Below are 24,272 nucleotides of genomic sequence, written 5' to 3' on the forward strand. Positions count from 1 at the left end.
GATATAGCATGCGAGACCAACACTAATAATAAGGATCGCCATGTTTTCCACCATTACATCAGGTATCGCTTCCCGTCACAGCTGGCAAAAGCGTTCACACTCAGCGGCAACGCTGAGCTCTCTCAACGGCTCCATCGCCATGATTGAATTCTCCCCCGATGGCACCATTCTCAGCGCGAATGCGCTGTTTCTGGCGCGCATGGGCTACACACTGGCGGAGATCGAAGACCAGCACCACAGCCTGTTTTGTACCGCAGAGCAGCTTGAGTCGCGGGACTACCAGGATTTCTGGCTGCGGCTGAACCGGGGCGAAAGCTTCAGCGATAAGTTCCTGCGCGTGGCGAAAAACGGCCGACCGGTATGGCTCGAAGCCAACTATGTGCCGGTGCAGAACCGCCATGGCCGGGTGATTAAAATCGTCAAACTGGCAACCGACATCACCGATCATATCAACGATGCGCAGGAGCAGCGCGCCATCACCACCGCCATAGAACGGTCGATGGCGGTGATCGCTTTTAACCTCAAAGGTGAAGTGCTGAAAGCCAATGATAACTTCCTGAAAACCATGGGCTACCGTCGTGAGGAGGTAGAAGGTGTGCACCACCGTCGCTTCTGCTCACAGGCGCTGCGCGACAGCCGCGAATATAGCGAGTTCTGGCAGCAGCTGAACCGCGGCGAATTTGTCTCAGGTCAGTTTCCCCGAGTCAATAAACGGGGTGAGACTATCTGGCTGCGCGCCACCTACAATCCGGTGTTTGACGAACAGGGCAGGCTCTACAAAATCGTGAAATTCGCCACCGATGTGACCGCGCAGGTGGAAAAGAATCAGCAGGAACATGATGCGGCACAGCGGGCTTATCACACCGCGCTGCAAACGGATGAAAGCACAAAGCTGGGGGCCGATGTTATCGCCAGCAGCGTGCAGACCATGAACGCTCTGGCAGGTGAACTGCAGGGGATCTCCGGTGATATTACCGGACTGAGTGAATCCTCAGAGCGTATCGGTGCGATTGTGGAGGGCATCCGCCGGATAGCCGATCAGACTAACCTGCTGGCGTTGAATGCCGCTATTGAAGCGGCGCGGGCCGGAACCCATGGCCGCAGCTTTGCGGTAGTGGCTAATGAAGTCCGCACGCTGGCAGCAAACATCAATCGCGCCACCACCGACATCGAAAATCGGATACAGCAAAACCATCAGCTGGCGAGCCGGGCACTGAAAGGGATTGAATCCAACCTGAAGCGCGCCGATCAGGGCGTACAGCTGGCCCAGGAGGCGGGCGGCGTGATTGCGGAAATCCGTGAAGGCGCAACGGATGTAGTACGCGCCATCGGCCAGGTGACCAAAACGCTTAAAGTCTGACGCTCTGCGGGGGCAATCGCCCCCTTTTAAGGTGTTGCCTGAACCGGCGCTTCTGGCGTCGGCGGGATAAAGATATGATCCAGAATCGCCCGCATTACGGGTGCCGCAGTAATCCCTTCGTTGCCACCATTCTCCAGAATTAACGCTACCGCCACTTTAGGGTCATTAAACGGCGCAAAGGCGGTGTAGAAGATATGGTCACGCAGCCGTACCGGTATCATTTTCGCGTTATAGGTCTGGTTCTGGCGCAGGCTGAACACCTGCGACGTCCCGCTTTTCGCAGCGATGCCATAGGGTGCCGTGTGGAAATATTTATAACCGGTGCCGTTGGGTGCGTTAGCCATGCCAAACATCGCGTGGCGTACCAGCGACCAGTAAGGTGAATGAGGATCGCCAATCTGCGCTTCATGCTGCTGCGGATGATAGTTCTCCACCAGCGTGCCGCGCTGGGTTTTCTCCAGCAGATGGGGGGCAATGACCCGACCGTTATTAATCAGCGCCACCATCGCTTTCACCATCTGAATGGGTGTCGCAATCCAGTAACCCTGTCCGATACCGACTGAAACCGTATCGCCCTGATACCAGGCCTTTTTATGCACCTTCTGCTTCCACTCCCGGCTCGGCAGTAAACCGCTGTACTCCTCATTCAGGTCGATACCGGTCGATTTACCATAGCCAAACTGGCTGAGCATGGTGTGAATGCGATCGATGCCCATCATAAACGCCACCTGGTAGAAAAAGGTATCGGCGGACTCTTCGATTGCCCGCGTCACATCCAGCATGCCGTGCCCGGTTTTTTTCCAGTCGCGATAGCGCCGGTCCGTGCCTGGCAGCGTCCAGGTAGGTGCGCCAAAGAATTGCGACTGCGGCGTAATCACATGAGTCAGCAGCGCCGACATCGCCATGTAAGGCTTCACCGTGGAGGCAGGCGGATAGAGTCCCTGCGTGACGCGGTTAATCAGCGGCAGGTCTTTATCCTGTAGCAGCTTTTTGTAGGCCTGATAGCTGATGCCTTTCACAAACGGATTGGGATCGTAGCTGGGACTGGAGACCATCGCCAGCACGGAGCCGTCGTGCGGATCTTCAATCAGCAGCGCCGCACGCTGCCCCGCCAGCAGGCTTTCCACATACTGTTGCAGGTGCAGATCCAGCGTCAGCGTCAGGTTTTTACCCGCGACCGGCGGTACCTCTTTCAGCACCCGCACAATGCGGCCATGATTATCCACTTCCACTTCCTGATAACCCGGCTTGCCGTGCAGCAGCGCTTCGTAATAGCCCTCAATCCCCTGCTTACCAATGTTATGGTCAGCCGCATAGTTTTCGGCGATGCCTTCCGCATTTAGCCGTTTATAGTCGTTATCGTTGATTTTCGACACATAGCCGATCACATGCGCCAGATCCGCGCCATAGGGATATTCACGATCCTGGTAGGTCTCAATGCTGGCGCCGGTGAAGTGAAACTGATTGACCGCAAAGCGGGCGACCTGCTCTTCAGTCAGCTCCTCTTTCAGCACCACCGGCTTGTAACGGCTGGTCTGCTTCAGCGCATGGCGGAAGGTGTCGATTTCGTCCGGCGTCAGATTAACGATCGGCGTGAGTGCCCGCAGCGTGGCGTCCATGTCGCTGATTTTGTAAGGCGTCAGCGTAATGGCGTACCAGCTGACGTTTCGCACCAGCGGAATGCCGTTGCGGTCATAAATCAGCCCGCGCGTCGGGGCGATGGGGATCATTTTGATGTCGTTCTGGTTAGAGCGCGTCTGGTAATAGCCATGATCACGCACCTGTAAGCGAAAAAGGTTTACGCCAAGAATGGTGAAACAGAGACAGACCAGAGCAAAGGCTATTGCAGCGCGGCGGGCAAACAGCTTCTCTTCAGCTTGGAAGTTACGAAAGTTCATCAGGGGGCATTATCAGGCGATTAATTATTATCTGTTATTGCGCACCATGATAAAGCGCGATCGCGGGCGTGCCAGCGCGAAGATGCACAAGCCTGAGCAAAAGTGTGTCATTTGATGTGAATGTTACCGGGACGGTGAGGCGGGAAAATGCAGATCCCCCGGTTAAAGGGGATCTGCGCAAGGGGATCGGGCAGCAGGCGTCAATGCCTGCCACGCTGTTTAATCACCCAGCAGAACAGACTCCAGCGCAATCTTGATCATGTCGTTGAAGGTGGTCTGACGCTCAGCAGCGGTGGTCTGCTCGTGCGTACGGATGTGGTCTGATACGGTGCAGATGGTCAGCGCTTTAGCACCGAACTCTGCGGCCACACCGTAGATACCTGCAGCTTCCATCTCAACGCCGAGGATGCCATATTTTTCCATCACGTCGAACATCTGCGGATCCGGGGTGTAGAAGAGATCGGCAGAGAAGATGTTACCTACGCGCGCTTCAACACCCAGGTTTTTCGCCGCATCAACCGCGTTACGCACCATGTCGAAGTCAGCAATCGCAGCAAAATCGTGATCTTTGAAACGCATACGGTTCACTTTGGAATCGGTGCAGGCACCCATACCAATCACGATGTCACGCAGTTTTACATCGGCACGCACGGCACCACAGGAGCCCACACGGATGATCTTTTTCACGCCGAAGTCGGTGATCAGCTCTTTGGTGTAGATGGAGCAGGAAGGAATACCCATTCCGTGGCCCATTACAGAGACTTTGCGGCCTTTATAGGTGCCGGTGTAGCCCAGCATCCCGCGCACGTTGTTCACTTCTACCGGATTTTCCAGGAAGGTTTCAGCAATGTGCTTTGCACGCAGCGGATCGCCAGGCATCAGCACGACGTCTGCGAAATCGCCCATTTCAGCATTAATATGAGGGGTTGCCATTGTTTAATCCTTGTTAAATTGCTGATTTACAGCATGTTCTTGCCATAGTCCATCTCGGACAGGCCAAAATAGTGTGCAATTGTCTGACCAATATCGGCGAAAGTTTCGCGGTAACCGAGTGAACCCGGCTCGACTTTCGGTCCGTAGATAAGAATCGGAATGTGCTCACGCGTGTGTTCAGTACCTTCCCACGTCGGGTCACAGCCGTGGTCAGCGGTCAGGATCAGAATGTCATCTTCTCCGACTAACTCCATCAGCTCAGGCAGACGACGGTCAAACAGCTCCAGCCCGCCCGCATAACCGGCAACATCACGACGATGTCCCCAGGTTGAGTCGAAATCAACGAAGTTAGTGAAAACAATCGCCTGATCCGGCGCGGTTTTCATCTCCTGAATCGTCGCGTCAAACAGCGCATCCAGACCGGTCGCTTTGACCTTTTTGGTAATGCCCTGCTCAGCATAGATATCGGCGATTTTACCCACGGAGATCACGTGACCGCCCTTCTCATCCACCAGCTTTTTCAGCATGGTGGCGGATGGTGGCTCGACTGCCAGGTCGTGACGATTGCCGGTGCGCTCAAACTGACCCGCTTTGTCGCCCACAAACGGACGGGCGATAACCCGGCCGATGTTGTAGCCACCCTCGGTCAGCTCTTCACGGGCGATTTCGCACAGCGCATAGAGTCGATCCAGACCAAAGGTCTCTTCGTGACAGGCGATCTGGAACACCGAGTCCGCAGAGGTATAGAAAATCGGCTTGCCGGTTTTCATGTGCTCTTCGCCCAGTTGGTCGAGGATCACCGTACCTGAAGAGTGGCAGTTCCCGAGATAGCCCGGCAGATCTGCACGCTCAACCAGTTTGTCCAGCAACTCCTGTGGGAAGCTGTTCTCTTTGTCGCTGAAGTAGCCCCAGTCAAACAGCACCGGCACACCGGCGATCTCCCAGTGGCCTGACGGCGTATCTTTACCTGACGAAAGCTCGCTGGCGTAAGCGTACGCGCCGGTGATTTTCGCCTCAGGATCCAGACCTGCCGGGAAGCGGCCGGTCGACAGCTCTGCGGCTTTGCCCAGACCCAGCGCGGTAAGATTAGGCAGATGCAACGGGCCTTTACGTCCCTTGTCTGCTTCACCCCTGAAACAGGCTTCGGCGATGTGACCTAAAGTATCCGAACCTGCGTCGCCGAATTTATCGGCATCTTTACTGGAGCCAATTCCAAAGGAATCGAGAACCATAATAAAAGCACGTTTCATGCAAGTCTCCTGCGCATTGGCGCGTGACAAGTCAAAAAAAAGCGATCAGATCAGTATACCCGAATGCATCGCGGCTGGCACCGGTTACCGGTCAGTTAGCTGATATCGCTCACACGGCGATAGACAACCGGCGTCTCAGCCGGGGCGGAATTACCGAGCACCAGCGCGGCTTTGACCGCGGCGGCGGCCTGCTGCCATTTGTCTTCGCTGCTGGCGTGAATGATCGCCAGTGGACGCTGCGCATCGGCACGTTCGCCCAGGGTGATCATGTCGCTTAAGCCGACGCTGTAATCAATGCTGTCGCTGGCACGCTGACGTCCGCCGCCCATTGCCACCACCGCCAGACCCAGCGCACGGGTATCCATGCTGCTGACGATGCCTGGCTGGTCGGCATACACCGGCTTGCTCAGCATTGGCGCGGGCAGATAAGCGTCGTAGCGTTCCACGAAATCGGCAGGTCCCTGCTGGGCAGCGACCATACGACCAAATACCTCGGCTGCTTTGCCGTTATCCAGCACCGTCATCAGTTTCTGACGCGCTTCGGTGTCGCTGGCGGCCAGTTTGCCGGAGACCAGCATTTCGCTGCAGAGCGCCAGCGTCACTTCCAGCAGGCGCGGATTCCGCTCTTCGCCGGTCAGGAAGCGAACCGCTTCACGCACTTCCAGCGCGTTACCGGCTGAGGAGGCGAGAACCTGGTTCATATCCGTCAGCAGTGCGGTGGTCTGGCAACCTGCGCCATTGGCGACGCCAACAATTGACTGCGCCAGACTTTCTGACGCCTCATAGGTTGGCATAAACGCGCCGGAACCCACTTTGACATCCATCACCAGTGCATCCAGCCCTTCTGCCAGCTTCTTCGCCAGAATCGAGGCAGTAATCAGCGGGATCGAATCGACGGTGGCGGTGATGTCACGCGTGGCGTAGAAACGCTTATCCGCCGGTGCCAGCGAGCTGGTCTGGCCGATAATCGCCACACCCACCTGCTTGATGATCTCGCGGAAGCGGTCATCGCTCGGGAAGATATCGAAGCCCGGAATCGCTTCCAGTTTATCCAGCGTGCCGCCGGTATGGCCAAGGCCACGACCCGAGATCATCGGAACATATCCGCCGCAGGCCGCGACCATCGGCCCTAACATCAGCGACGTCACATCGCCGACGCCGCCGGTCGAGTGCTTATCCACCACCGGGCCATTGAGATTAAGTGATTTCCAGTTCAGTACCGTACCGGAATCACGCATCGCCATAGTCAGCGCGACCCGCTCAGGCAGCGTCATGTCGTGGAAATAGATGGTCATCGCCAGCGCGGCAATCTGACCTTCCGAAACGGTGTTATCACGCACGCCATTGATGAAGAAGCGAATCTCCTCTTCAGTCAGCGCATGGCCGTCACGTTTTTTGCGAATTATTTCTTGTGGCAGGAACAAGGTAACCCCCTGGTTCAGGGAAATCAGGATGGGGAACAGGCGGTCAGCGACCGCCTGAAGGATCAGTAACCCGCTTTGCTGGTGTCGCTGTCATGGCCCAGGGTGTTGAGCAGGCTCGCCAGCAGGCTTGAAGCACCAAAGCGGAAATGACGCGCATCGGCCCAGTCGGCACCCAGCGTCTCTTCCGCCATTTTCAGATAGATAGCGGCATCTTCAGCGGTGCGCACGCCACCAGCGGGCTTAAAGCCAACCTGCTGGCTGACGCCTTTATCACGGATCACGTTCATCATGATCTGCGCTACTTCAGGCGTGGCGTTAACCGGCACTTTACCGGTAGAGGTTTTGATGAAATCGGCACCGGCATCAATGGCAATCTCAGAGGCCTGACGGATCAGCGCTTCCTGCTTCAGTTCACCGGTTTCGATGATCACTTTCAGCAGCACATCTGCTTCAGCACAGGCGGTTTTACAGGCTTTCACCAGATCGAAACCGACCTGACTGTTACCGGCGATCAGCGCACGATACGGGAACACCACATCCACTTCATCGGCACCGTAGGCGATAGCGGCGCGGGTTTCTGCCAGCGCAATATCAATGTCGTCATTGCCGTGCGGGAAGTTAGTCACCGTAGCGATGCGGATCTCCGGGGTACCCTGCTCGCGCAGCGTTTTACGGGCAATCGGAATAAAACGCGGATAGATACAGATTGCGGCGGTGTTGCCTGCCGGGGATTTGGCCTGATGACACAGGGCGATCACTTTTGCGTCGGTGTCGTCGTCATTCAGGGTGGTTAAATCCATCAGTTTCAGGGCGCGCAGGGCAAGGTCTTTGATATCGGTCATGAGGCTCTCCAAAGGATCGGGGTGCAACCCACCGGCTCGCCGGCGGAATGTTATAATAATAACACTCTGATGCCGCCTGATATGTGCCAGGAGTCACATAGGAATAAGAAATTAGTGCAACATTGCCACGTTTACTGTGACTAACGTTACAGATAACGGTACCTGATGGTCATTATACGCCAGCGGGTGCAATGTTACTATTATCACATTTAAGCGCTAAGGCTGCAGGTCGGGTGAGACGCGGGCGGTCAGTTGCGCAGCGCCGGGAAAGCGGGATCGAGCTGAAATAGCTGCTGACTGTTGTGCCACAGCGCATCGGCAATCTCCTCAGGTGACTCTTCACGCAGGCTGCAGAGCACCTCCCACACCTGACGCGCCCGCTCCGGACGATTAGGCTGGCCCTGAAAGCCCTGCAGCGGCATATCGGGTGCATCGGTTTCCAGCAGCAGCGAAGAGAGCGGCAGCTGCGCCACGGTCTGACGGGTTTTGCTGGCGCGTTCATAGGTAATGGTCCCGCCGATGCCAATCGCATAACCCAGCTTAATAAAGGCCTGCGCCTGCTGCAGACTGCCCGCAAAACCATGCACCACGCCACGGCGCGGCAGATCGTAACGACGCAGAATCTGCGCCAGTTTGTCATGAGTGCGGCGCGAATGCAGGATCACCGGCAGCTGATACGCTTTCGCCAGCTTAAGCTGCGCCTCAAGAAAGCGTTGCTGCTTATCAAACTGCGGATCGTCGCGATAGAGATCCAGCCCGATCTCGCCGATCGCCACCAGCTTAAGCGGCCGCTGTTGCAGTAAGGTTTCCAGCTGGTCGAGATGGGCCTCCTGATGATTTTCGATGACGATTGGATGCAGGCCCAGCGCGGCATAGAGCGCCGGTTGCGTCGCGGCTAACGCGCAGACCCGCTCAAAGCGGCTGGCATCGATCGCCGGAACGATAATCTTTTCCACGCCAGCTTCTGCAGCACGTGCCAGGCTGCCAGAGATATCCCCTTCAAACGGCGGGAAATCGAAGTGGCAGTGCGTATCGATAAACTTCATGCCAGCGATCCTTTGTCGTAATCAGCATCATTATCCGCCAGCGGCGGTGTGATGATGAGGCGGGTATCAGGTGCATTGGCTGCCGGAGCAGGCGGCGTAACGATACGCGCCGTGGTCATCGGTTCCGCATCACTCAGCCACTGGCCCAGCGTGGCGAGGAAATAGCGACCGCAACGCCTTCCCAGATGATAATCCTGATTCAGTGAAGCGATGCGGCTCCCCAGCGCACTGCTGGCCAGCGCATGCGGCGGAAAGATTTCGATAATGCGCAAATCATCGGGCGGATTCTCAATGAACTGCTGAATTTCCCGATAGCTCTGCTCATGCTTATTCAGCACGTTGATCATCGGCTGCAGTGCGCCGGTGCTGAGCCAGCGTTCCATTCGCTTAAACCATTTCGGGGTATAGAACATCTGCGACGGCACGGTGCGGATCACCACAATGGTATCAGCGCCACGGCGGGCGGCTTCACGCACCGGAATCGCATCGCTGATGCCGCCATCGAGATAGCTAATTCCTTCCAGACTGACCCCCAGCCGGTAAAACCCGGGAATGGCACTGGAGGCTTTGATCAGATCCAGCCAGTTATCGGCGGTCGGGTTGAAGTAGCCAGGCGTGTAGTCGTCACTGCGGCAGGCGCACATATAAAACTCGCGGCCGCTGGAGAACAGCTGTTCCGCGCTGCTCATCGCCAGCGGAAATTCACTGCGGGTGATATCTATCAGCCAGTCGAGATCGATCAGATTGCCACCACGCACAAAGCGCAGCGGATCAAAAAAGAGTTTACTGGTGGTATAGCGGGTAATGACACGTCGGGCATAGCCGGGCTGACCACAGACATAGGCAGAAAGATTTTGTGCACCGGCAGAGGTGCCGAGCATCAGCTGAAAGGGGTTGAATCGGGCACGCTGAAATTCATCTAATACGCCTGCGGTGAAAATGCCGCGTTGACCGCCGCCTTCACAAACCAGCGCAATTTTCTGAGATTTAAACGGAGTCAGGGCCAGAGGTTCAATGGCGCCGAGCGTGACAGGAATGCGTATACCCACTGTGCGAACCTCAAAAAGGGGTTCCGGGTCTGCTGGAGGATCGATCCGTTAAAGACGGCAGCATTCCGGAGAACCAGTCATATGTTCCTTTAACCGGCAGGCCAGCTGGGCTGGCTTACCTTGCAGCGATGTGAAGGTGTCCCTCTCTTCACGTCAGTCGCTACAGATGACTGGTCTCCGCTCTATGCTTTGCGTTGCATTACACTGCAGGACTCATCGGCTAAAGCTTTTTACGGCCGGTAAACAGGCTGATGAGGAACAGGATAATACCAACGACGAAGACAACTTTAGCTGCCCATGCTGCTGTGCCCGCTAAACCGCCAAAACCTAACGCTGCAGCGATCAGTGCGATCACCAGAAAAATAATGCCCCAACGAAACATAAGCCTCTCCTTACCCTATTTAAAAATCGAATATTTTAAAATCGATCTGCTTATTTCATCCCCGGATGGGTATCTTTTATTCGTACGGCCACAGAAGTGGCCGCACGCAAGCTTAAGATTTAACCGTCAGGTCATTCTTAACGCTTTTCACGCCTTCAATGGCTTTAGCAATGCTTTCTGCACGATCTGACTGTGCCTGATTAGCAACCTGCCCTGAAAGCTGAACAACGCCGTCGGTGGTCTCAACTTTTACGTTGCGCGACGGAACAATGTCATCCGCTAATAGCTTAGCTTTAATTTCGCTGGTCGTGGCGGTATCGCCCGCATAACCTTTCATTGATGATGCTTTGCTGTCTCTGACGTGTAGTTTGTCACTGACGGATTTAACACCTTCGATTTTCTGCACCACAGCCACAGCCTTCTCAGCCTGATCCTGTGAGGTGACGAAACCGCTTAAGGTCACGACGCCGCTATGCGTTTTTACCGAGATATCCGTGCTTTTAATTGCGTCATCATCTACCAGCGCCGCTTTGGCTTTGGCGGTGATGCCGCTGTCATCCATATAACCATCGACTTTTTTCATAGAACTATCGATTTTTGAACCCGCGCTGTCGGCTGTCTGTGACGCTTTCTGCGACATTGATTCGTCAGCCAGTGCGCTGCCGCTGATCAGTGCTGAGCCAATCATGGCGGCCATCAGGGTTTTAGCAATCTTAGTCTTGTTCATCGATATCTTCCTTCTATCAGTTAACTCACCCAAAAACTGTGGGCGCAACAGAGGCACAGGTGCCGCTGCGTTACAGGACGTAAGGACAAGAGAAGTCTCTTCCGCCGTCCGATAGAGTAATCATAGACGGCATTTTGCAATTTGCCTGGCTAACTGGTTGATCACACGTCAAAACAGAAGAAAAACGGGGTTTTTAGGAGGAGTCTGGAAGGAGGAAAACAGGGCCACTCCCAGCTGGAATGGCCCGGAAACAGGCGATTAGTGCTCGCGCGTTTTGCGGAAACGGACGTCAGGGTAACGTTCCTGCGTAATATTAAGATTAACCATGGTTGGCGCGATATAAGTCAAATTATTGCCGCCATCGAGTGCCAGGTTAACTTCGTTTTTACGCTGGAAGTCCTCAAACTTTTTCGCGTCGCTGCATTCAACCCAGCGCGCCGTAGAGACGTTGATCGCTTCGTAGATCGCTTCGACGTTATATTCGCTTTTCAGACGGGCAACCACCACATCGAACTGCAGCACCCCGACCGCGCCCACGATCAGATCGTTGTTATGCACCGGGCGGAACACCTGTACCGCACCCTCTTCCGACAGCTGAACCAGCCCTTTAAGCAGCTGTTTCTGCTTCAGCGGATCGCGCAGACGAATACGGCGGAACAGCTCTGGCGCGAAGTTCGGAATACCGGTGAACTTCATGTTTTCACCCTGAGTAAAGGTGTCGCCAATCTGAATGGTGCCGTGGTTATGCAGGCCGATGATATCGCCAGGATACGCTTCTTCAACGTGCGAACGGTCGCCCGCCATAAAGGTCAGGGCGTCGGAGATCACCACATCTTTGCCGGTGCGCACCTGACGCAGCTTCATCCCTTTTTCATATTTACCGGACACCACACGCATAAAGGCCACGCGGTCGCGGTGTTTCGGGTCCATGTTTGCCTGGATCTTAAACACGAAGCCGGTGAACTTCTCTTCTTTCGCTTCTACCGTACGGGTGTCGGTATCACGCGGCATCGGACGTGGTGCCCATGCCACCAGGCCATCCAGCATATGGTCAACGCCAAAGTTACCCAGCGCGGTGCCGAAGAAGACCGGCGACAGCTTGCCGCTCAGGAAGGCTTCCTGCTCAAACTCGTGCGATGCACCCTGTACCAGCTCCAGCTCTTCACGCAGCTGTGCCGCCAGATCGTCACCGACTGCGGTGTCGAGGTCCGGGTTGTTCAGCCCCTTCACGATGCGGACATCCTGAATGGTGTGGCCTTTACCGGTCTGGTAGAGATAGGTCTCATCTTTGTAGAGGTGATAAACCCCTTTGAACAGCTTGCCGCAGCCGATAGGCCAGGTGATCGGTGCGCAGGCAATTTTCAGCTCGCTTTCCACCTCATCCAGCACTTCCATCGGGTCGCGGATGTCACGGTCAAGTTTGTTCATAAAGGTCAGGATCGGCGTATCGCGCAGACGGGTAACTTCCATCAGCTTGCGGGTACGATCCTCGACGCCTTTAGCGGCATCAATCACCATCAGACAGCAGTCAACCGCGGTCAGCGTACGGTAGGTATCTTCCGAGAAATCTTCGTGACCCGGGGTATCCAGCAGGTTCACCAGGCTATCGCGATAGGGGAACTGCATCACCGAGGTGGTAATGGAGATACCGCGCTGTTTCTCCATCTCCATCCAGTCCGACTTAGCGTGCTGGTTAGAGCCACGGCCTTTTACCGTACCGGCGGTCTGGATAGCCTGTCCGAACAGCAACACTTTTTCGGTAATGGTGGTTTTACCGGCATCCGGGTGCGAAATGATCGCGAAGGTGCGGCGGCGTGCCACCTCTTCTAAAAAGGGATTAGACATGGAATTCTTCTCAATAGGCAGCGCAACTTACTGGCGCTGCTGATAAATCACGGTGGCCGGCAGAACCTTACCGGCGGGTAAACGGTGCCAAAAACGATCTTTCATCGTTGGCGGGTCAGCGCGAAGTTACATTGGCGTGAATTCCGGTTACCTGGTCAGCTTTAAGGCGGCATAGCATACAATATTTTGCGCGCGCGGCCTACAGGGAGAGGGGCAGGATTTCAGGGGCGGGGAATCGGGGAAAGGTGGATGCCGCAACAAAGCGGGACGGGTCTGCACCCGCCCCGCCTACCTTATCCCAGCACCTTTCTGACGCAGGCTTTGAAGATCTGCACACCAATCTCCAGCGAGTCGAGATCAAAATGCATGTCGGGATGATGCAATCCTGGCGTCAGGTTGGTGCCCAGTCCCCAGAAGCCCGCTTTAATACCCGGACGCTTCACCGGATAGTAGAAAAAGTCCTCGCTGCCTGGCGTGGTCCGGGTTGACAGCGCGCCCTCTTCGCCCAGCACCTCGACGATCGCGGCGCGGATCACCGCCGTCGCCTCATCATCAATCTCGGCGGCGGGCATCTCTTTTAATACGCGGACCTCGGCGCTGGCACCCAGTGCCGCCACGCTGTGAGTAATGGCGCGCGTGACCTGCTCTTTCAGCAGCGTCATCGGCCCGTTCTCCTGCGAACGCAGATCCCAGACTACGCGGGCTTCATCCGGCACCGAGTTGGTGACACCGGCGTCGCACAGGAAGCGGGTCGCTTTGACGCTCCAGGTCAGGCCGGGCGAGAGATGGATGGCGTTGACCGCCTGAACCGCCTGTACGGCAGCATCCAGCGCATTCACCCCCAGGTGCGGACGCGCCGCATGGGCGGGCTGGCCTTTGATGGTCGCTTCCAGCGTGCTGCAGGCTGAGTAGAGCACCGCAGGCACCGCCTGTCCGACCACGCACTCCTCCAGCGGACGCAGATGGAACCCCAGAATCATCTCCACATCATCCAGTGCGCCACCTTCGATCATTGAGAGCGCACCGGCGCCCAGCTCCTCGGCGGGCTGGAACAGGATCTTCAGCCGGCCACGTTTCACCGCGCCCTCCTGCAGCAGAGCCGTCGCCGCCGTCAGCACGACCGAAGAGTGACCGTCGTGACCGCAGGTGTGGCGCGCACACGGCACGCCATCAATGATGTGCCCCAGCGCATCCATATCCGCGCGCAGTGCCAGCACCGGACCCGGCACACCGCTGTCGATCTCGGCCACAATGCCCGTGGTGTTATTGATATTGCGCGTCACCTTCAGGCCCGCTTTCTCCAGCTGATCGGCGATGTAGGCCGACGTTTTCACCTCCTGAAAACCCAGCTCCGGAATTTCGTGCAAATAGTGGTAATGCTCTAATACCTCAGACACAGCGTTACTCCTGAATAAACAGACGCATAACAGACATTGCGATCAGCGCGTTGATGATGCTCACCAGCATCAGCAGCGGCCAGTATTTTTTTGGCACATCGGCCACGCCCAGCAGCCGTCCCATATATTGCAGCTGCGATCCCATCAGGAAAATCGCCGGGGCCAGAATCGTGATATCCGCCCCGGTCAGCAGCCCTTTGGTCAGCAGACTCACCGCTACGCCGGTACCCGCCGACGATGAGAGCCAGGCGGTGAGCAGCACCGTAATTGCCTCGCCCGGCAGGCCGAACAGCCCCATCACTGGCGCAAAAACGTGCCCGAGAAACTGCATGATGCCGAGCAGATTGAGCACTTCTGCCAGCACATAGGCCATCACCACATTTGGCATCAGGTTGTGAATGGCAATGTGAAAGCCTTTACGCGCGCCGGTCACAAACACATCAAAGGGGTTACTGCTGGTCGTGATTTTATTTTCCATCGGCGAAATCCTTCTTATAAACACTGTTTAACACAGCGCGCGTTATCGCCGCACCGACAAATTTCAGCACGAACATTAATAACAGCGGAATAATAATCGGCAGCGTCATTGAGGCGAATAGCGCGGAGCCGATGGCGAAGTAATTATTGATTAAGCCGGCACCGGAATATTGCCAGGCACTCATCACCACCACCTCTTTTTTACCGATCTGTTTCTGGTCGGCCATCTCTTTGGTTAATGCCGCGCCCGCGTCGGTACTTTGCAGGTCGGTGATTAACGCCAGACCGCAATGGCCCGGCAGCCCCATCAGCGGCTTAAGCAGCGGCGTCAGCAACCGATGCGCCGCGCGAATCGCGCCGTAGTGGGTGAAGATTTCCAGCACGCCCAGCGCCAGCATCACCGTGGGCGTCAGCGACAGCGCAAACAGGAAACCCGCTTTGGCACTGAGTCCGCCTGCGCCAAGAAAGGTGTTGCTGGCGGGATCTTTCATGGTGCCAAAGCTGCCGCCCAGCGTGGTGAAGTCAAAGGCGCCCAGCCATGAAAGACCCTCGACGTTATAAAACAGCCCTGAGAAAAACAGGATGGCAAAAATTAACGCGACATAACTGCCTTTGGTCGCCGTCATTTTTACCGGACTAATAACACTTTCATCTGACATTATTTTCTCCTGATAACCTGGCTTGCCGCCTGTTCCCTGCCATGGCAAGTTTCAATATATGGAACTGAGTTCTAAGCATGATTTATGCCAGAGCCGATCGGCGCGCAATGATTAATGGCCCTGCTGTCACCTCTGGGCGTTTAATCCACGCCATGACTGTTATGGCTCTGCGAAATATCTTTTTCTGACGGCAACGTGATATTTCCGGCGCGTTATCAGATGACCGCTATTTCTCCAGCTTCAGCGGCGATTGCACCAGCAGGATAGCGACCGGGCGCACTATCATGGTGCTGAAATCCTGATTTTGTTGCCCGATAAGGAGTGATGCAGAATGAGAATCGCTCGTATTCAATTTGCGAAATAATTCTATTTAAATCAATCAGATAAATTAGCTGTTTTTGCGGAAAAGCCTTCGCTTTACTAACATATTTGATGCATAATTCACCGACTATACCTGTTTATTTAACATCTTCTTAAAAGGACTCGGCCATGCTGACTGCTGAAATGACTGGGCGTTTAAACGACCAGCTGAACCTGGAATTTTTCTCTGCCAATCTTTATCTGCAAATGAGCGCCTGGTGCAGCGACAAAGGCTTTGAGGGTGCCGCTTCCTTCCTGAAGATGCATTCACGCGAAGAGATGCAGCATATGCAGCGTCTGTTTGATTACCTGAGCGATACCGGCGGCATGCCGGTGCTGGGTACCATCGCTGCGCCGCCAGTTTCTTTCACCTCGCTGAATGAAATTCTGCAGCAGGCGCTGGAGCATGAGCAGCTGATCACCAGCAAAATCAATGAACTGGCCCATGCTGCCATGACCTCACAGGATTACTCTACCTTCAACTTCCTGCAGTGGTATGTCGCCGAGCAGCATGAAGAAGAGAAACTGTTCAAAACCGTGCTGGATAAACTGGCGCTGGTCAGCAACAGCGGCAACGGTCTGTTCCTGGTCGATAAAGATCTGGGCCGCATGAGCACCGAGAACCACGCAGAATAATGTTTATCGGCCCCTTTTCGGGGCCGATCTTATTGCCGTCTTGCTGACACCACTGCACCGCTATTCCAGCCGGTAACTCGCGGCTTTCCCGCCATTCACCCACAGTTCACGGCTTTCCCCCGCAGGCAGTAACAGCGCGATCTCCCGCCAGGCTGGCTGGTAATCTCCACGTTTTTCCACCGTCAGGTCGATACGCGTGGCGCTGCTGCAGAGCGTCCAGCGAAGCCATAGCGCATTCCCCTGCTGCCAGCCGTGGCTCTCGCCATCGTCATCAAACATTTCGCCTTGTGTCTGCACGCCTTCGGGGGCAGGCCATAGCTGCCATTGCCGCACCGTATCACGCCGCGCATCGGTGGTGCTTTCGCACTCGCCCAGCGGGATCACCGCACCGGCCCTTACCAGCAGCGGCAACCGATCCAGCGGCGCATCCAGCGTGATGGTCTCACCGCCCGCAAACGCCTTGCCGCTGTGCCAGTCATACCAGCCGCCGCGGTTACGGGGCAGATAGACTTCACGACTGCGCGCGCCCTGCTCCACTACGCTGGCGACCAGCAGATCGCGCCCCAGCATAAAGTCATCACACTCCTGATAGGTCAGCGGATCCTGCTCGTGATCGAGGAAGGTCGGGCGCAGCATCGGCTCATCTTCCACACTGGCCTGCCACGCCAGGTTATAGAGGTAGGGCATCAGGCGATAGCGCAGCCGGATCGCCTCGCGGATCATCGGCGTGACCTCCGGGTACATCCAGGGCTCGTTTACCGTGTGATCGTCATTCCAGGAGTGGATAGTAAAGCGCGGGTGCATAACGCCATTCTGAACCCAGCGCACAAACAGCTCGGCATCCGGCTTATCGCCCGAGAAGCCGCCGACATCGTGCCCGACGTTAAACAGCCCGGAGAGGCTCATCCCCAGTCCCATGCGGATGTTGTAGCGCAGCGTTTGCCAGCTGGTGCGGTTATCGCCGCTCCAGGTCTGTACATAGCGCTGCATCCCGGCGCAGCCGGAACGGGAGATCAGATAAGGGCGTTTGTCCGGTGCAAACTGCTGCTGGGCTTCCATTGAGGCGCGCATCATCAGCAACGGCATTACCGGCCGGATATGCTTGATGGCGATCGGCTGACCAAAACCGTGACAGCGCGCTTCGCCATCCCACACCTCATATTCGTTGTTGTCATTCCAGGTGGAATCGATGCCCTTTTCCAGCAGCTGCCGGGTGACATTCTCCTGCCACCAGCGCACCGCCTGCGGATGAGTGAAGTCGAGGTGCGAGCCTTCATCGTCCCAGAACACCGAACGCTCAGGACGATCCTGCTCAGAGTCACGAATAAACAGCCCCTGCGCGGCCACTTCCTGATAGCGCGGATGATCCTGCAGCAGGCAGGGCTTGATGTTGGCTGCCAGCTTCATTCCGGCAGTATGAAACGCGTCGCTCAGCGCATTGGGATTCGGGACTTTGTCGTAGTTCCAGTTGAAGACGTAGCGCTTGTTGTTAATCGAGGTGTAACCCGAAGAGAGCTGGAACGAGTCGCAGGGAATTTCATGCTCGCGACACAGACGGATAAAGGATTGAAGCTGCTGTTGCGCGTCGGGCGCGTCGGTGTAGTGCATGGTGGACCCGCTGTAGCCCAGGCTCCACTTCGGCTGAAACAGGGTGCGACCGGTCAGACGCACAAAGGCTTTGGTGACGTCGAGCAGCGTCGGGCCCAGCATCATGTAGTAATCAAGATCGCCCGCCTCGGCGCGGTAGCGACGATAAGGGAGATGGTAGTTATCCAGCTCATTCCCCAAATCGAGCCAGCTGCTGCTCAGGTTGTCATAAAACAGGCCAAAACTGACGCCATCGCGCTGCGTCAGGGTAAACGGAATATGTTTATAGAGCGGATCGGTGCTGGCGGCGTTGTAGCCCATGGCGTCCAGATTACGCATCTCAAAACGGCGGTTAACGCGGTTCAGGTCGCCGCTCTTCTCGCCCAGGCCATAAACCCGATCCTGCGGCTGGCGACGCTGATAGTGCTCGACCCCGTCGCCGTGTGCATTGAGCAGATAGGCACCGGTGTGACGGTCGGCGGCCAGCGGCTGCCAGCTCTCACCATCAAACTGCTCCCAGCTCAGGCAGAGCGGCTGATGCACCGTGACACGCAGCCGTTGCGTGCTGATGCACAACTGCTGCGCATCGTGTTCAACCTTAAATGCTGGCAGCGTAAAGCCATCCAGCGCCTCACGATCCCGCCCCTGCCAGGGCACGTCGCTGACAGGGGCAATGCTCCAGGTGCGGTTCAGCGCCAGCTCACCGTCGCGCTTCAGCAGCACGCGCATCAGCTTATCCTCCAGCACGTAAAGCCGCAGGAAGTGACGATCTTCGACCTTGAGTTCAACAAAGTGATCGGCCTGCTGATGCAGCGTCCAGTTCTTCAGGGTTTTCATCGCGATATCCTTATGGGTTAGCAGGGCGCTGGCGGCGTTCGGCGACCAGCATCACCAGGAAAACGGCACCAATCAGGTCAAAGAAGCCCATCGCCACAAACAGCGGATTGAAGCCGATGGTATCGGCGGTGACACCGATAATCAGCGAGAAGATAAAGCTGGCGATCCAGGCGCAGGAGCCGCGCATGCCATTGACCGTGGCCATCTGGCGGCGATCAAAACGCTCCACCACCAGCGCGCTCAGCATGCAGGAGATCACCTGATGGCCAAAGCCACCGACGGAGATCAGGGCGATAGCCAGCCAGGGATCTTTTACCAGCGTCATCAGCGCCAGTGAGACCATCAGCAGTGCGCCGGTCACCGAACTGGCGACAATCGAATTGACGCGGGTGAGACCAAACCAGCGCACATAGATTTTGGTCAGATAGCCGCTGGCAACGCTGCCGAGGTCGGCGGCCAGAAACGGCAGCCAGGCAAACATCACGATCTGCTTGAGATCCATGCCGCGCTCATTGGCCAGATAGAGCGGTACCCAGAAGCTCAGTACCGCCCAGGCTGGTTCTGCCAGAAAAGCCGGGATGGCGATGCCGTAGAATTTCTTCTCTTTACCAATCACTTTCAGCGCGGTGAAGAACGGCAGTTTTTCCCCGATCGCTTCGTTGTCCTGATTAATAAAGGCCCGCTCTTCATCAGAGAGACGAGGATGGCTCTCGGGCGAGTGATAGCCCCACCACCAGAGTGCAACCCACAGCAGGCCCAGCCCGCCGGTCAGCAGAAAGGCGCCCTGCCAGCCAAACGTTATGTGCGCGACATAAATAATCGGTGGCGCCAGCATGGCACCAATCGAAAAGCCGACGCCCGCCCAGCCCGCCGCGACCGGGCGCTCCTTTTTCGGAAACCAGTCACCGATCGCTTTGGCGTTAGCTGGCGTTGCCGCCGCCTCAGAGGCGCCCATGACAAAACGCAGCAATGCCAGATGCAGCCAGCTTCCCGCGCCGGCGTGCAACAGACAGGTCACCGACCAGATCAGCGCGCAGATCAGGAAGCCCATCTTCAGTCCGATCACATCGATCAGCCAGCCGCAGATTGGCTGAAACAGGGTATAGGCCAGCTGAAACGCCGCCACCACCCAGGAGTACTGTTCGGTCGTCATGTGCAGACTGTTTTTAAGTTCCGGTGCCAGAATGCCGAGCGAGTTGCGGGTGATGTAGTTGACGGTTACACCCAGCAGGAACATTCCCAGCATCCACCAGCGTAAATTTTTAATCACGCGCACCGTGCGGGATGCACTGATGGGTTTGGTTGTTGATTCGAGGCTCATTGTGCCACTCCTGATTGCCATTGATGACGCACACCGCCTGCTGGCGTACCGCGTGTCCTGTAACGAACTTAGAAAAGTGCGAAACGTGGGTACAGACACTTTTTTGCAACGCTTTTCATGGCAGGCTGAATCCCGGCAGAAAATGGCACTGAAACGCTTATCTGACGCGATTCAGCAGGTTATGAAAAATTTTTCATCAGCAGATTTGAAGGCGATCACAGAATGAAACAAAGGCTGAAAGTAAGCGAAATTGCGGCACTCAGCGGCGTCTCCATCAGTACGGTGTCGCGGGTGCTGGCGGGTAAAGCCAATACCCGGCCCGCCACCCGAGACAAAGTGCTGGCCGTGGCGCAGCAACAGGGCGTACTTAACAACCTGCACAGTGGTCGCCTGCTGCTGAATAACCTGATGGTTTTTGCCCCGCCGCGCGCCTTTGATGTACGCAGTGACATCTTCTACTACAAAGTGATTCAGGGGATCAGCCAGGCGGTGGAGCCGCATGAGGTGCGGCTGCGCTACTGCCCGCTGGAGGAGGTGGAAAGTGATGCCGCGCTGTTTATCGACAAGATGCAGCAGACCGAAGCGGCACTGCTGATCGGCATTGATGATGAGCATATTCATCAGCTGGCGGCGGAGATGAACAAACCCTGCGTGCTGATTAACGCCCGCGATCGCCGAATGCGTCTGCCTTCAGTCTCGCCCCATCATCAGCTGATTGGTGAATTCTCAGCGCGCTACCTGTTTGAGCAGGGACACCGGCAGATCCTGTCGCTGCATTGCTTACGCCGCTACACCATGGAGCAGCGATTGCAGGGGGTGCGCGACGCCTGGCATGCCATGAACCTGCGGTTTGACAGCCGCCAGCATCTGCTGACCCTGAACAGCTTCAGCAGCAATGAAGCGGCGGAGCGGCTGAGTGAATATCTGCGCCACTGTCCTGATGCGCTGCGCCCGACCGCGATTCTCGCCAGCGGTGATTACATTGCGGCGGGCGCCGTCACTGCGCTGGAGCAGGCCGGTCTGCGGGTGCCGCAGGATATTTCGGTGATGAGTATGGATGGCTTTAACCTGGCCGCTATCCACGATATTCCGCTGACCTCGGTGCAGGTGCCGCGTGATGAGCTGGGCGCAGCGGCAGTGAGAATGTTGCAGGAGATGCGACTGAATCCAGGCACACCCACCGGCAGCCTGCTGCTGAATGGCAGGCTGGTGGTGCGCGAGTCGGTGCGGCGCATTCGCGATAATCTCAGCCATGCGCCGGTCCAGCAGCATGGCCTCTATGATTAACACGGTATGGATTAACACGGTATGGATTAACCCGGCGCGGGTTAACCCAGCGTTTTCAGCCGCAGTTCCGACGGCTGAGGCCGTCCGAACAGGAAGCCCTGGAACAGGGTACAGCCCTCATCGCGCAGCTTAGCGAACTGCTCATCGCTCTCCACCCCTTCGGCAGTAATCTGGATATCCAGACTGCGACTCATGCCGGTGATGGCGCGGATAATCGCCAGCGCCTCGCGGCTGTCACCCATATCATTGATAAAGGATTTGTCGATTTTGATTTTGTCGAACGGGAAAGATCGCAGATAGCTCAGCGACGAATAGCCGGTGCCGAAATCATCCAGCGCAATCTGCACGCCCAGCGCCTTGAGATTTTGCAGGGTACGGATATTACCCAGCGAATCATCCAGCAGCACCGATTCGGTGATCTCAACCTCCAGCCGCGCCGGATCGAGACCCGACTCTTTCAGCGCACCTTCCACCACCGGCACCAGCGAGCTGTTTTTAAACTGCAGCGGTGAGAGGTTGACCGAGACCGACTGCTCCCCTTCCCAGCTCGCCGCTTCGCGACAGGCTTCGTAGAGTGCAAACGCCCCCAGCATATGAATCAGGCCGGTCTCTTCAGCGATCGGGATGAAGTCGTTGGGCATGATCAGCCCGCGAATCGGATGATGCCAGCGCATCAGCGCCTCATAGCCAATGATGGTGCGGTTATCGCCGTTGGTGATGGGCTGATAGTAGAGCCGCAGATGCCCGCCGCTAATCGCATCGCGCAGATCGTTTTCAATCAGGCGTCGACTGCGCGCCACATCGTCCATCTCCAGCGTGAAATGCTCATAGCGATTGCGACCGTTGCGTTTGGCTTCATACAGCGCCATGTCCGCACAGCGCAGCAGCTGCTCCGGCGTATTGGTAATGGTGGTGCTGAGCGCAATCCCCACGCTGAGCCCGACCGACAGATTATGGCCTTCAACGTTGACCGGCGGGCGAATCGCCTCAATCAGGCGCTGCGCCACAATGCTGGCCTCTTCATTACTGGCCACCGAAGGCAGCACGATGGCGAACTCATCGCCTCCGATACGCGCCAGAGTATCCTGGTCACGCAGCGCGTTACGCAGACGCTTAGCCACACTGCGCAGCAACTCGTCGCCAATCTGGTGGCCCAGCGCATCGTTCACATTTTTAAAGTTATCGAGATCAAGGCAGAGCGCGGCGGTCTGGCGCTGTATCTGACCGGCAGTGCGCAAGGCTTCACTCAGACGCTGGCGGAACAGAATGCGGTTCGGCAGGCTGGTGAGATTGTCGTGGTGCGCCATATGGTGAATACGGGCATCAGCAGCGCGCTGGTCAGTGACATCTTCCACCAGCAGCATCAGGTAGTTACGTCGCGCATCCTGACCGTTAATCGCGGTGGCGCGGGTATGCAGAATGCGTTCGCCGCTGGCGGTCATCAGCAACTGCTCACGCTCATGCATGCCCTCACTGCGCAGCGCAACATCCGCCAGATTATTAAAGTAATCGCTGAGTTCGGGCGACATACATTCGTGCGGGCGCTTGTTGACGATCAGCGATTTCGACAGGCCAAACAGCTGCTGAGTGCGGTCGTTAACCAGCAGGATCTCGCGGGTGATCGCATCTTCAACAATCACGCAGGAGGGAATGTTGGCGATGATATTATCCAGGAATTTAGAGAGCGCGGTTTTCTGGGTGCTCTGGGCTTCAGCCAGATCCCTGGCGCGCAGCACCTGCTGCTCCTGCTCACGGCGTTCCGTGCGGTCGCGGGTGATCTTAGCGAAGCCAACCAGCTTGCCGTCATCATCGTGGATCGCGTCGATGACCACATGCGCCCAGAAGGCGCTGCCATCTTTGCGGTAGCGCCAGCCCTCATCTTCAAAACGGCCGGTCTTAAGCGCGATACCGAGATTCGCTTCCGGGATGCGGTTCAGCCGCTCCTGGGAACTGTAAAACAGCGAGAAGTGCTGACCCACCACTTCATCCGCTTTGTACCCTTTGGCACGCTGCGCACCGGCATTCCAGTTCACCACCACGCCGTCGACATCGAGCATATAGATGGCGTAATCGGTGACCCCTTCAACCAGCAGACGGAAACGCTGCTCCTGCTCCCGTTGCTGGCTGCGGACGCGCTGCTGTTCGGTGCAGTCGCGGGTGATTTTAGCGTAGCCCAGCAGCTTGCCCTGATCGTCGCGGATCGTGTCGATCACCACATGCGCCCAGAAGGCGCTGCCATCTTTGCGGTAGCGCCAGCCCTCATCTTCAAAGCGGCCGGTGCGATAAGCGGTTTGCAGGTTCTGCTCCGGGACACGGTTCAGGCGATCCTGGGCGCTGTAGAAGCGGGAAAAATGCTGGCCGACAATCTCTTCCGCCACATAGCCTTTGGCGCGCTGTGCCCCGGCATTCCAGTTCACCACGTTGCCGTCATGATCGAGCATATAGATAGCGTAATCGGTAACGCCCTCCACCAGCAGGCGGAAGCGCATCTCCTGCTCCCGCTCTTTGCGCTGCTGCTCCTGCTGCTGAGTACAGTCGCGGGTTATACAGGCGTATCCCACCAGCAGACCGGCGTCATTGCGTATCGGGTCGATCGTCTCGTGTGCCCAGAAAGCACTGCCATCTTTGCGATAGCGCCAGCCTTCGCTTTCATGGTGTCCGGCAGTGGCAGCCATATCCAGCCCACGCTGCGGCAGGCCCCGGCGGCGATCTTCTTCGCTATACAACAGGGCAAAGCTGCAGCCAATCATCTCGTCTGGCGTATAGCCTATCGTGCGCTGAGCACCCTGATTCCAGCTGCCGATGATACCGTCAGGTTTTAGCATAGTGATGGCGTAATCATTCACGCTTTGTACCAGCATGCGATAGATGACCTCAGAGTTATTATCCATTGTGATTAGCCTGCTGCTCTGTAGCCGGATGACGGCTTAGGAATGTTCTTAATAGCGTGCGCAG

Annotated in this window: 20 protein-coding genes; 4 read left to right on the forward strand and 16 right to left on the reverse strand. The window is 56.6% G+C overall.

Annotated elements, in window-relative coordinates; genetic code table 11:
* Positions 1–40: 40 nt before the first annotated feature.
* Positions 41–1,360 carry a methyl-accepting chemotaxis protein gene (locus PAG01S_RS09480; protein WP_010248946.1) on the forward strand — a complete coding sequence of 440 codons (1,320 nt, stop codon included), beginning with the start codon at positions 41–43 and terminating at the stop codon, positions 1,358–1,360.
* Between the two features lie 26 nt (positions 1,361–1,386).
* Here PAG01S_RS09480 and mrdA read toward each other — a convergent pair whose 3' ends face one another.
* The 13 genes from mrdA to PAG01S_RS09540 form a co-directional block, all read right to left on the reverse strand.
* Complete coding sequence (gene mrdA, locus PAG01S_RS09485; RefSeq protein WP_033772572.1) at positions 1,387–3,258, reverse strand: penicillin-binding protein 2; 1,872 nt, start codon at positions 3,256–3,258, stop codon at positions 1,387–1,389.
* A 219-nt stretch (positions 3,259–3,477) separates the two neighbouring features.
* Positions 3,478–4,191, reverse strand: a complete 714-nt coding sequence (gene deoD / locus PAG01S_RS09490; RefSeq protein ID WP_010248951.1) for a purine-nucleoside phosphorylase — start codon at positions 4,189–4,191, stop codon at positions 3,478–3,480.
* A 26-nt stretch (positions 4,192–4,217) separates the two neighbouring features.
* Complete coding sequence (deoB, locus tag PAG01S_RS09495; RefSeq protein WP_010671093.1) at positions 4,218–5,441, reverse strand: phosphopentomutase; 1,224 nt, start codon at positions 5,439–5,441, stop codon at positions 4,218–4,220.
* Between the two features lie 95 nt (positions 5,442–5,536).
* Positions 5,537–6,865: a thymidine phosphorylase gene (gene deoA, locus PAG01S_RS09500; protein ID WP_033758788.1), complete on the reverse strand. Its 1,329-nt coding sequence runs from the start codon at positions 6,863–6,865 to the stop codon at positions 5,537–5,539.
* Between the two features lie 62 nt (positions 6,866–6,927).
* Positions 6,928–7,707, reverse strand: a complete 780-nt coding sequence (gene deoC, locus PAG01S_RS09505) for a deoxyribose-phosphate aldolase (RefSeq protein WP_010248957.1) — start codon at positions 7,705–7,707, stop codon at positions 6,928–6,930.
* A gap of 248 nt (positions 7,708–7,955) precedes the next feature.
* Complete coding sequence (locus PAG01S_RS09510; protein ID WP_062758404.1) at positions 7,956–8,753, reverse strand: TatD family hydrolase; 798 nt, start codon at positions 8,751–8,753, stop codon at positions 7,956–7,958.
* Positions 8,750–9,802, reverse strand: coding sequence for a patatin-like phospholipase family protein (locus PAG01S_RS09515; RefSeq protein ID WP_031594053.1), 1,053 nt, complete (start codon positions 9,800–9,802; stop codon positions 8,750–8,752). The genes PAG01S_RS09510 and PAG01S_RS09515 overlap by 4 nt, the downstream gene beginning before the upstream one ends.
* A gap of 220 nt (positions 9,803–10,022) precedes the next feature.
* Positions 10,023–10,184 (reverse strand): DUF1328 domain-containing protein, encoded by a 162-nt coding sequence (locus PAG01S_RS21660; RefSeq protein WP_003848537.1) that lies wholly within the window; start codon positions 10,182–10,184, stop codon positions 10,023–10,025.
* A gap of 112 nt (positions 10,185–10,296) precedes the next feature.
* The gene (osmY, locus tag PAG01S_RS09520) at positions 10,297–10,911 is read right to left on the reverse strand and encodes a molecular chaperone OsmY (RefSeq protein WP_010671097.1); all 615 of its coding nucleotides are present in this window, start codon (positions 10,909–10,911) and stop codon (positions 10,297–10,299) included.
* 258 nt (positions 10,912–11,169) lie between these two features.
* The gene (gene prfC, locus PAG01S_RS09525) at positions 11,170–12,756 is read right to left on the reverse strand and encodes a peptide chain release factor 3 (RefSeq protein ID WP_010671098.1); all 1,587 of its coding nucleotides are present in this window, start codon (positions 12,754–12,756) and stop codon (positions 11,170–11,172) included.
* 293 nt (positions 12,757–13,049) lie between these two features.
* Positions 13,050–14,153 (reverse strand): M20 peptidase aminoacylase family protein, encoded by a 1,104-nt coding sequence (locus tag PAG01S_RS09530; RefSeq protein WP_062758406.1) that lies wholly within the window; start codon positions 14,151–14,153, stop codon positions 13,050–13,052.
* 4 nt (positions 14,154–14,157) lie between these two features.
* Positions 14,158–14,631 carry a YjiG family protein gene (locus PAG01S_RS09535; protein ID WP_010248980.1) on the reverse strand — a complete coding sequence of 158 codons (474 nt, stop codon included), beginning with the start codon at positions 14,629–14,631 and terminating at the stop codon, positions 14,158–14,160.
* Complete coding sequence (locus PAG01S_RS09540) at positions 14,621–15,289, reverse strand: nucleoside recognition domain-containing protein (protein ID WP_033772583.1); 669 nt, start codon at positions 15,287–15,289, stop codon at positions 14,621–14,623. Before PAG01S_RS09540 ends, PAG01S_RS09535 begins: the two co-directional genes overlap by 11 nt.
* Positions 15,290–15,778: 489 nt before the next feature.
* Between PAG01S_RS09540 and ftnA the strand changes: the two genes are divergently transcribed.
* Positions 15,779–16,285, forward strand: a complete 507-nt coding sequence (ftnA, locus tag PAG01S_RS09545; protein WP_010248984.1) for a non-heme ferritin — start codon at positions 15,779–15,781, stop codon at positions 16,283–16,285.
* A 60-nt stretch (positions 16,286–16,345) separates the two neighbouring features.
* Here the strand turns inward: ftnA and PAG01S_RS09550 are convergent, their stop codons facing one another.
* Together PAG01S_RS09550 and PAG01S_RS09555 are read right to left on the reverse strand one after the other, a co-directional pair.
* Entirely contained in the window at positions 16,346–18,709 is a 2,364-nt protein-coding gene (locus PAG01S_RS09550) for a glycoside hydrolase family 31 protein (RefSeq protein WP_062758408.1), read from the reverse strand.
* A 10-nt stretch (positions 18,710–18,719) separates the two neighbouring features.
* Complete coding sequence (locus PAG01S_RS09555; RefSeq protein ID WP_010248988.1) at positions 18,720–20,030, reverse strand: MFS transporter; 1,311 nt, start codon at positions 20,028–20,030, stop codon at positions 18,720–18,722.
* On the opposite strand from PAG01S_RS09555, the gene PAG01S_RS09560 reads away from it, so the two are divergent.
* Both PAG01S_RS09560 and PAG01S_RS09565 read left to right on the forward strand, forming a co-directional pair.
* Positions 20,002–20,256, forward strand: a complete 255-nt coding sequence (locus PAG01S_RS09560) for a hypothetical protein (RefSeq protein ID WP_010671102.1) — start codon at positions 20,002–20,004, stop codon at positions 20,254–20,256. The two genes, PAG01S_RS09555 and PAG01S_RS09560, sit on opposite strands and share 29 nt — an antisense overlap.
* Positions 20,253–21,317 (forward strand): LacI family DNA-binding transcriptional regulator, encoded by a 1,065-nt coding sequence (locus tag PAG01S_RS09565; protein ID WP_010248992.1) that lies wholly within the window; start codon positions 20,253–20,255, stop codon positions 21,315–21,317. The genes PAG01S_RS09560 and PAG01S_RS09565 overlap by 4 nt, the downstream gene beginning before the upstream one ends.
* A 41-nt stretch (positions 21,318–21,358) precedes the next feature.
* Here the strand turns inward: PAG01S_RS09565 and PAG01S_RS09570 are convergent, their stop codons facing one another.
* Positions 21,359–24,208, reverse strand: coding sequence for a sensor domain-containing protein (locus tag PAG01S_RS09570; RefSeq protein WP_010671103.1), 2,850 nt, complete (start codon positions 24,206–24,208; stop codon positions 21,359–21,361).
* Between the last annotated feature and the right edge of the window lie 64 nt (positions 24,209–24,272).

The sequence above is a fragment of the Pantoea agglomerans NBRC 102470 genome, from assembly GCF_001598475.1.
Lineage (GTDB): Bacteria > Pseudomonadota > Gammaproteobacteria > Enterobacterales > Enterobacteriaceae > Pantoea > Pantoea agglomerans.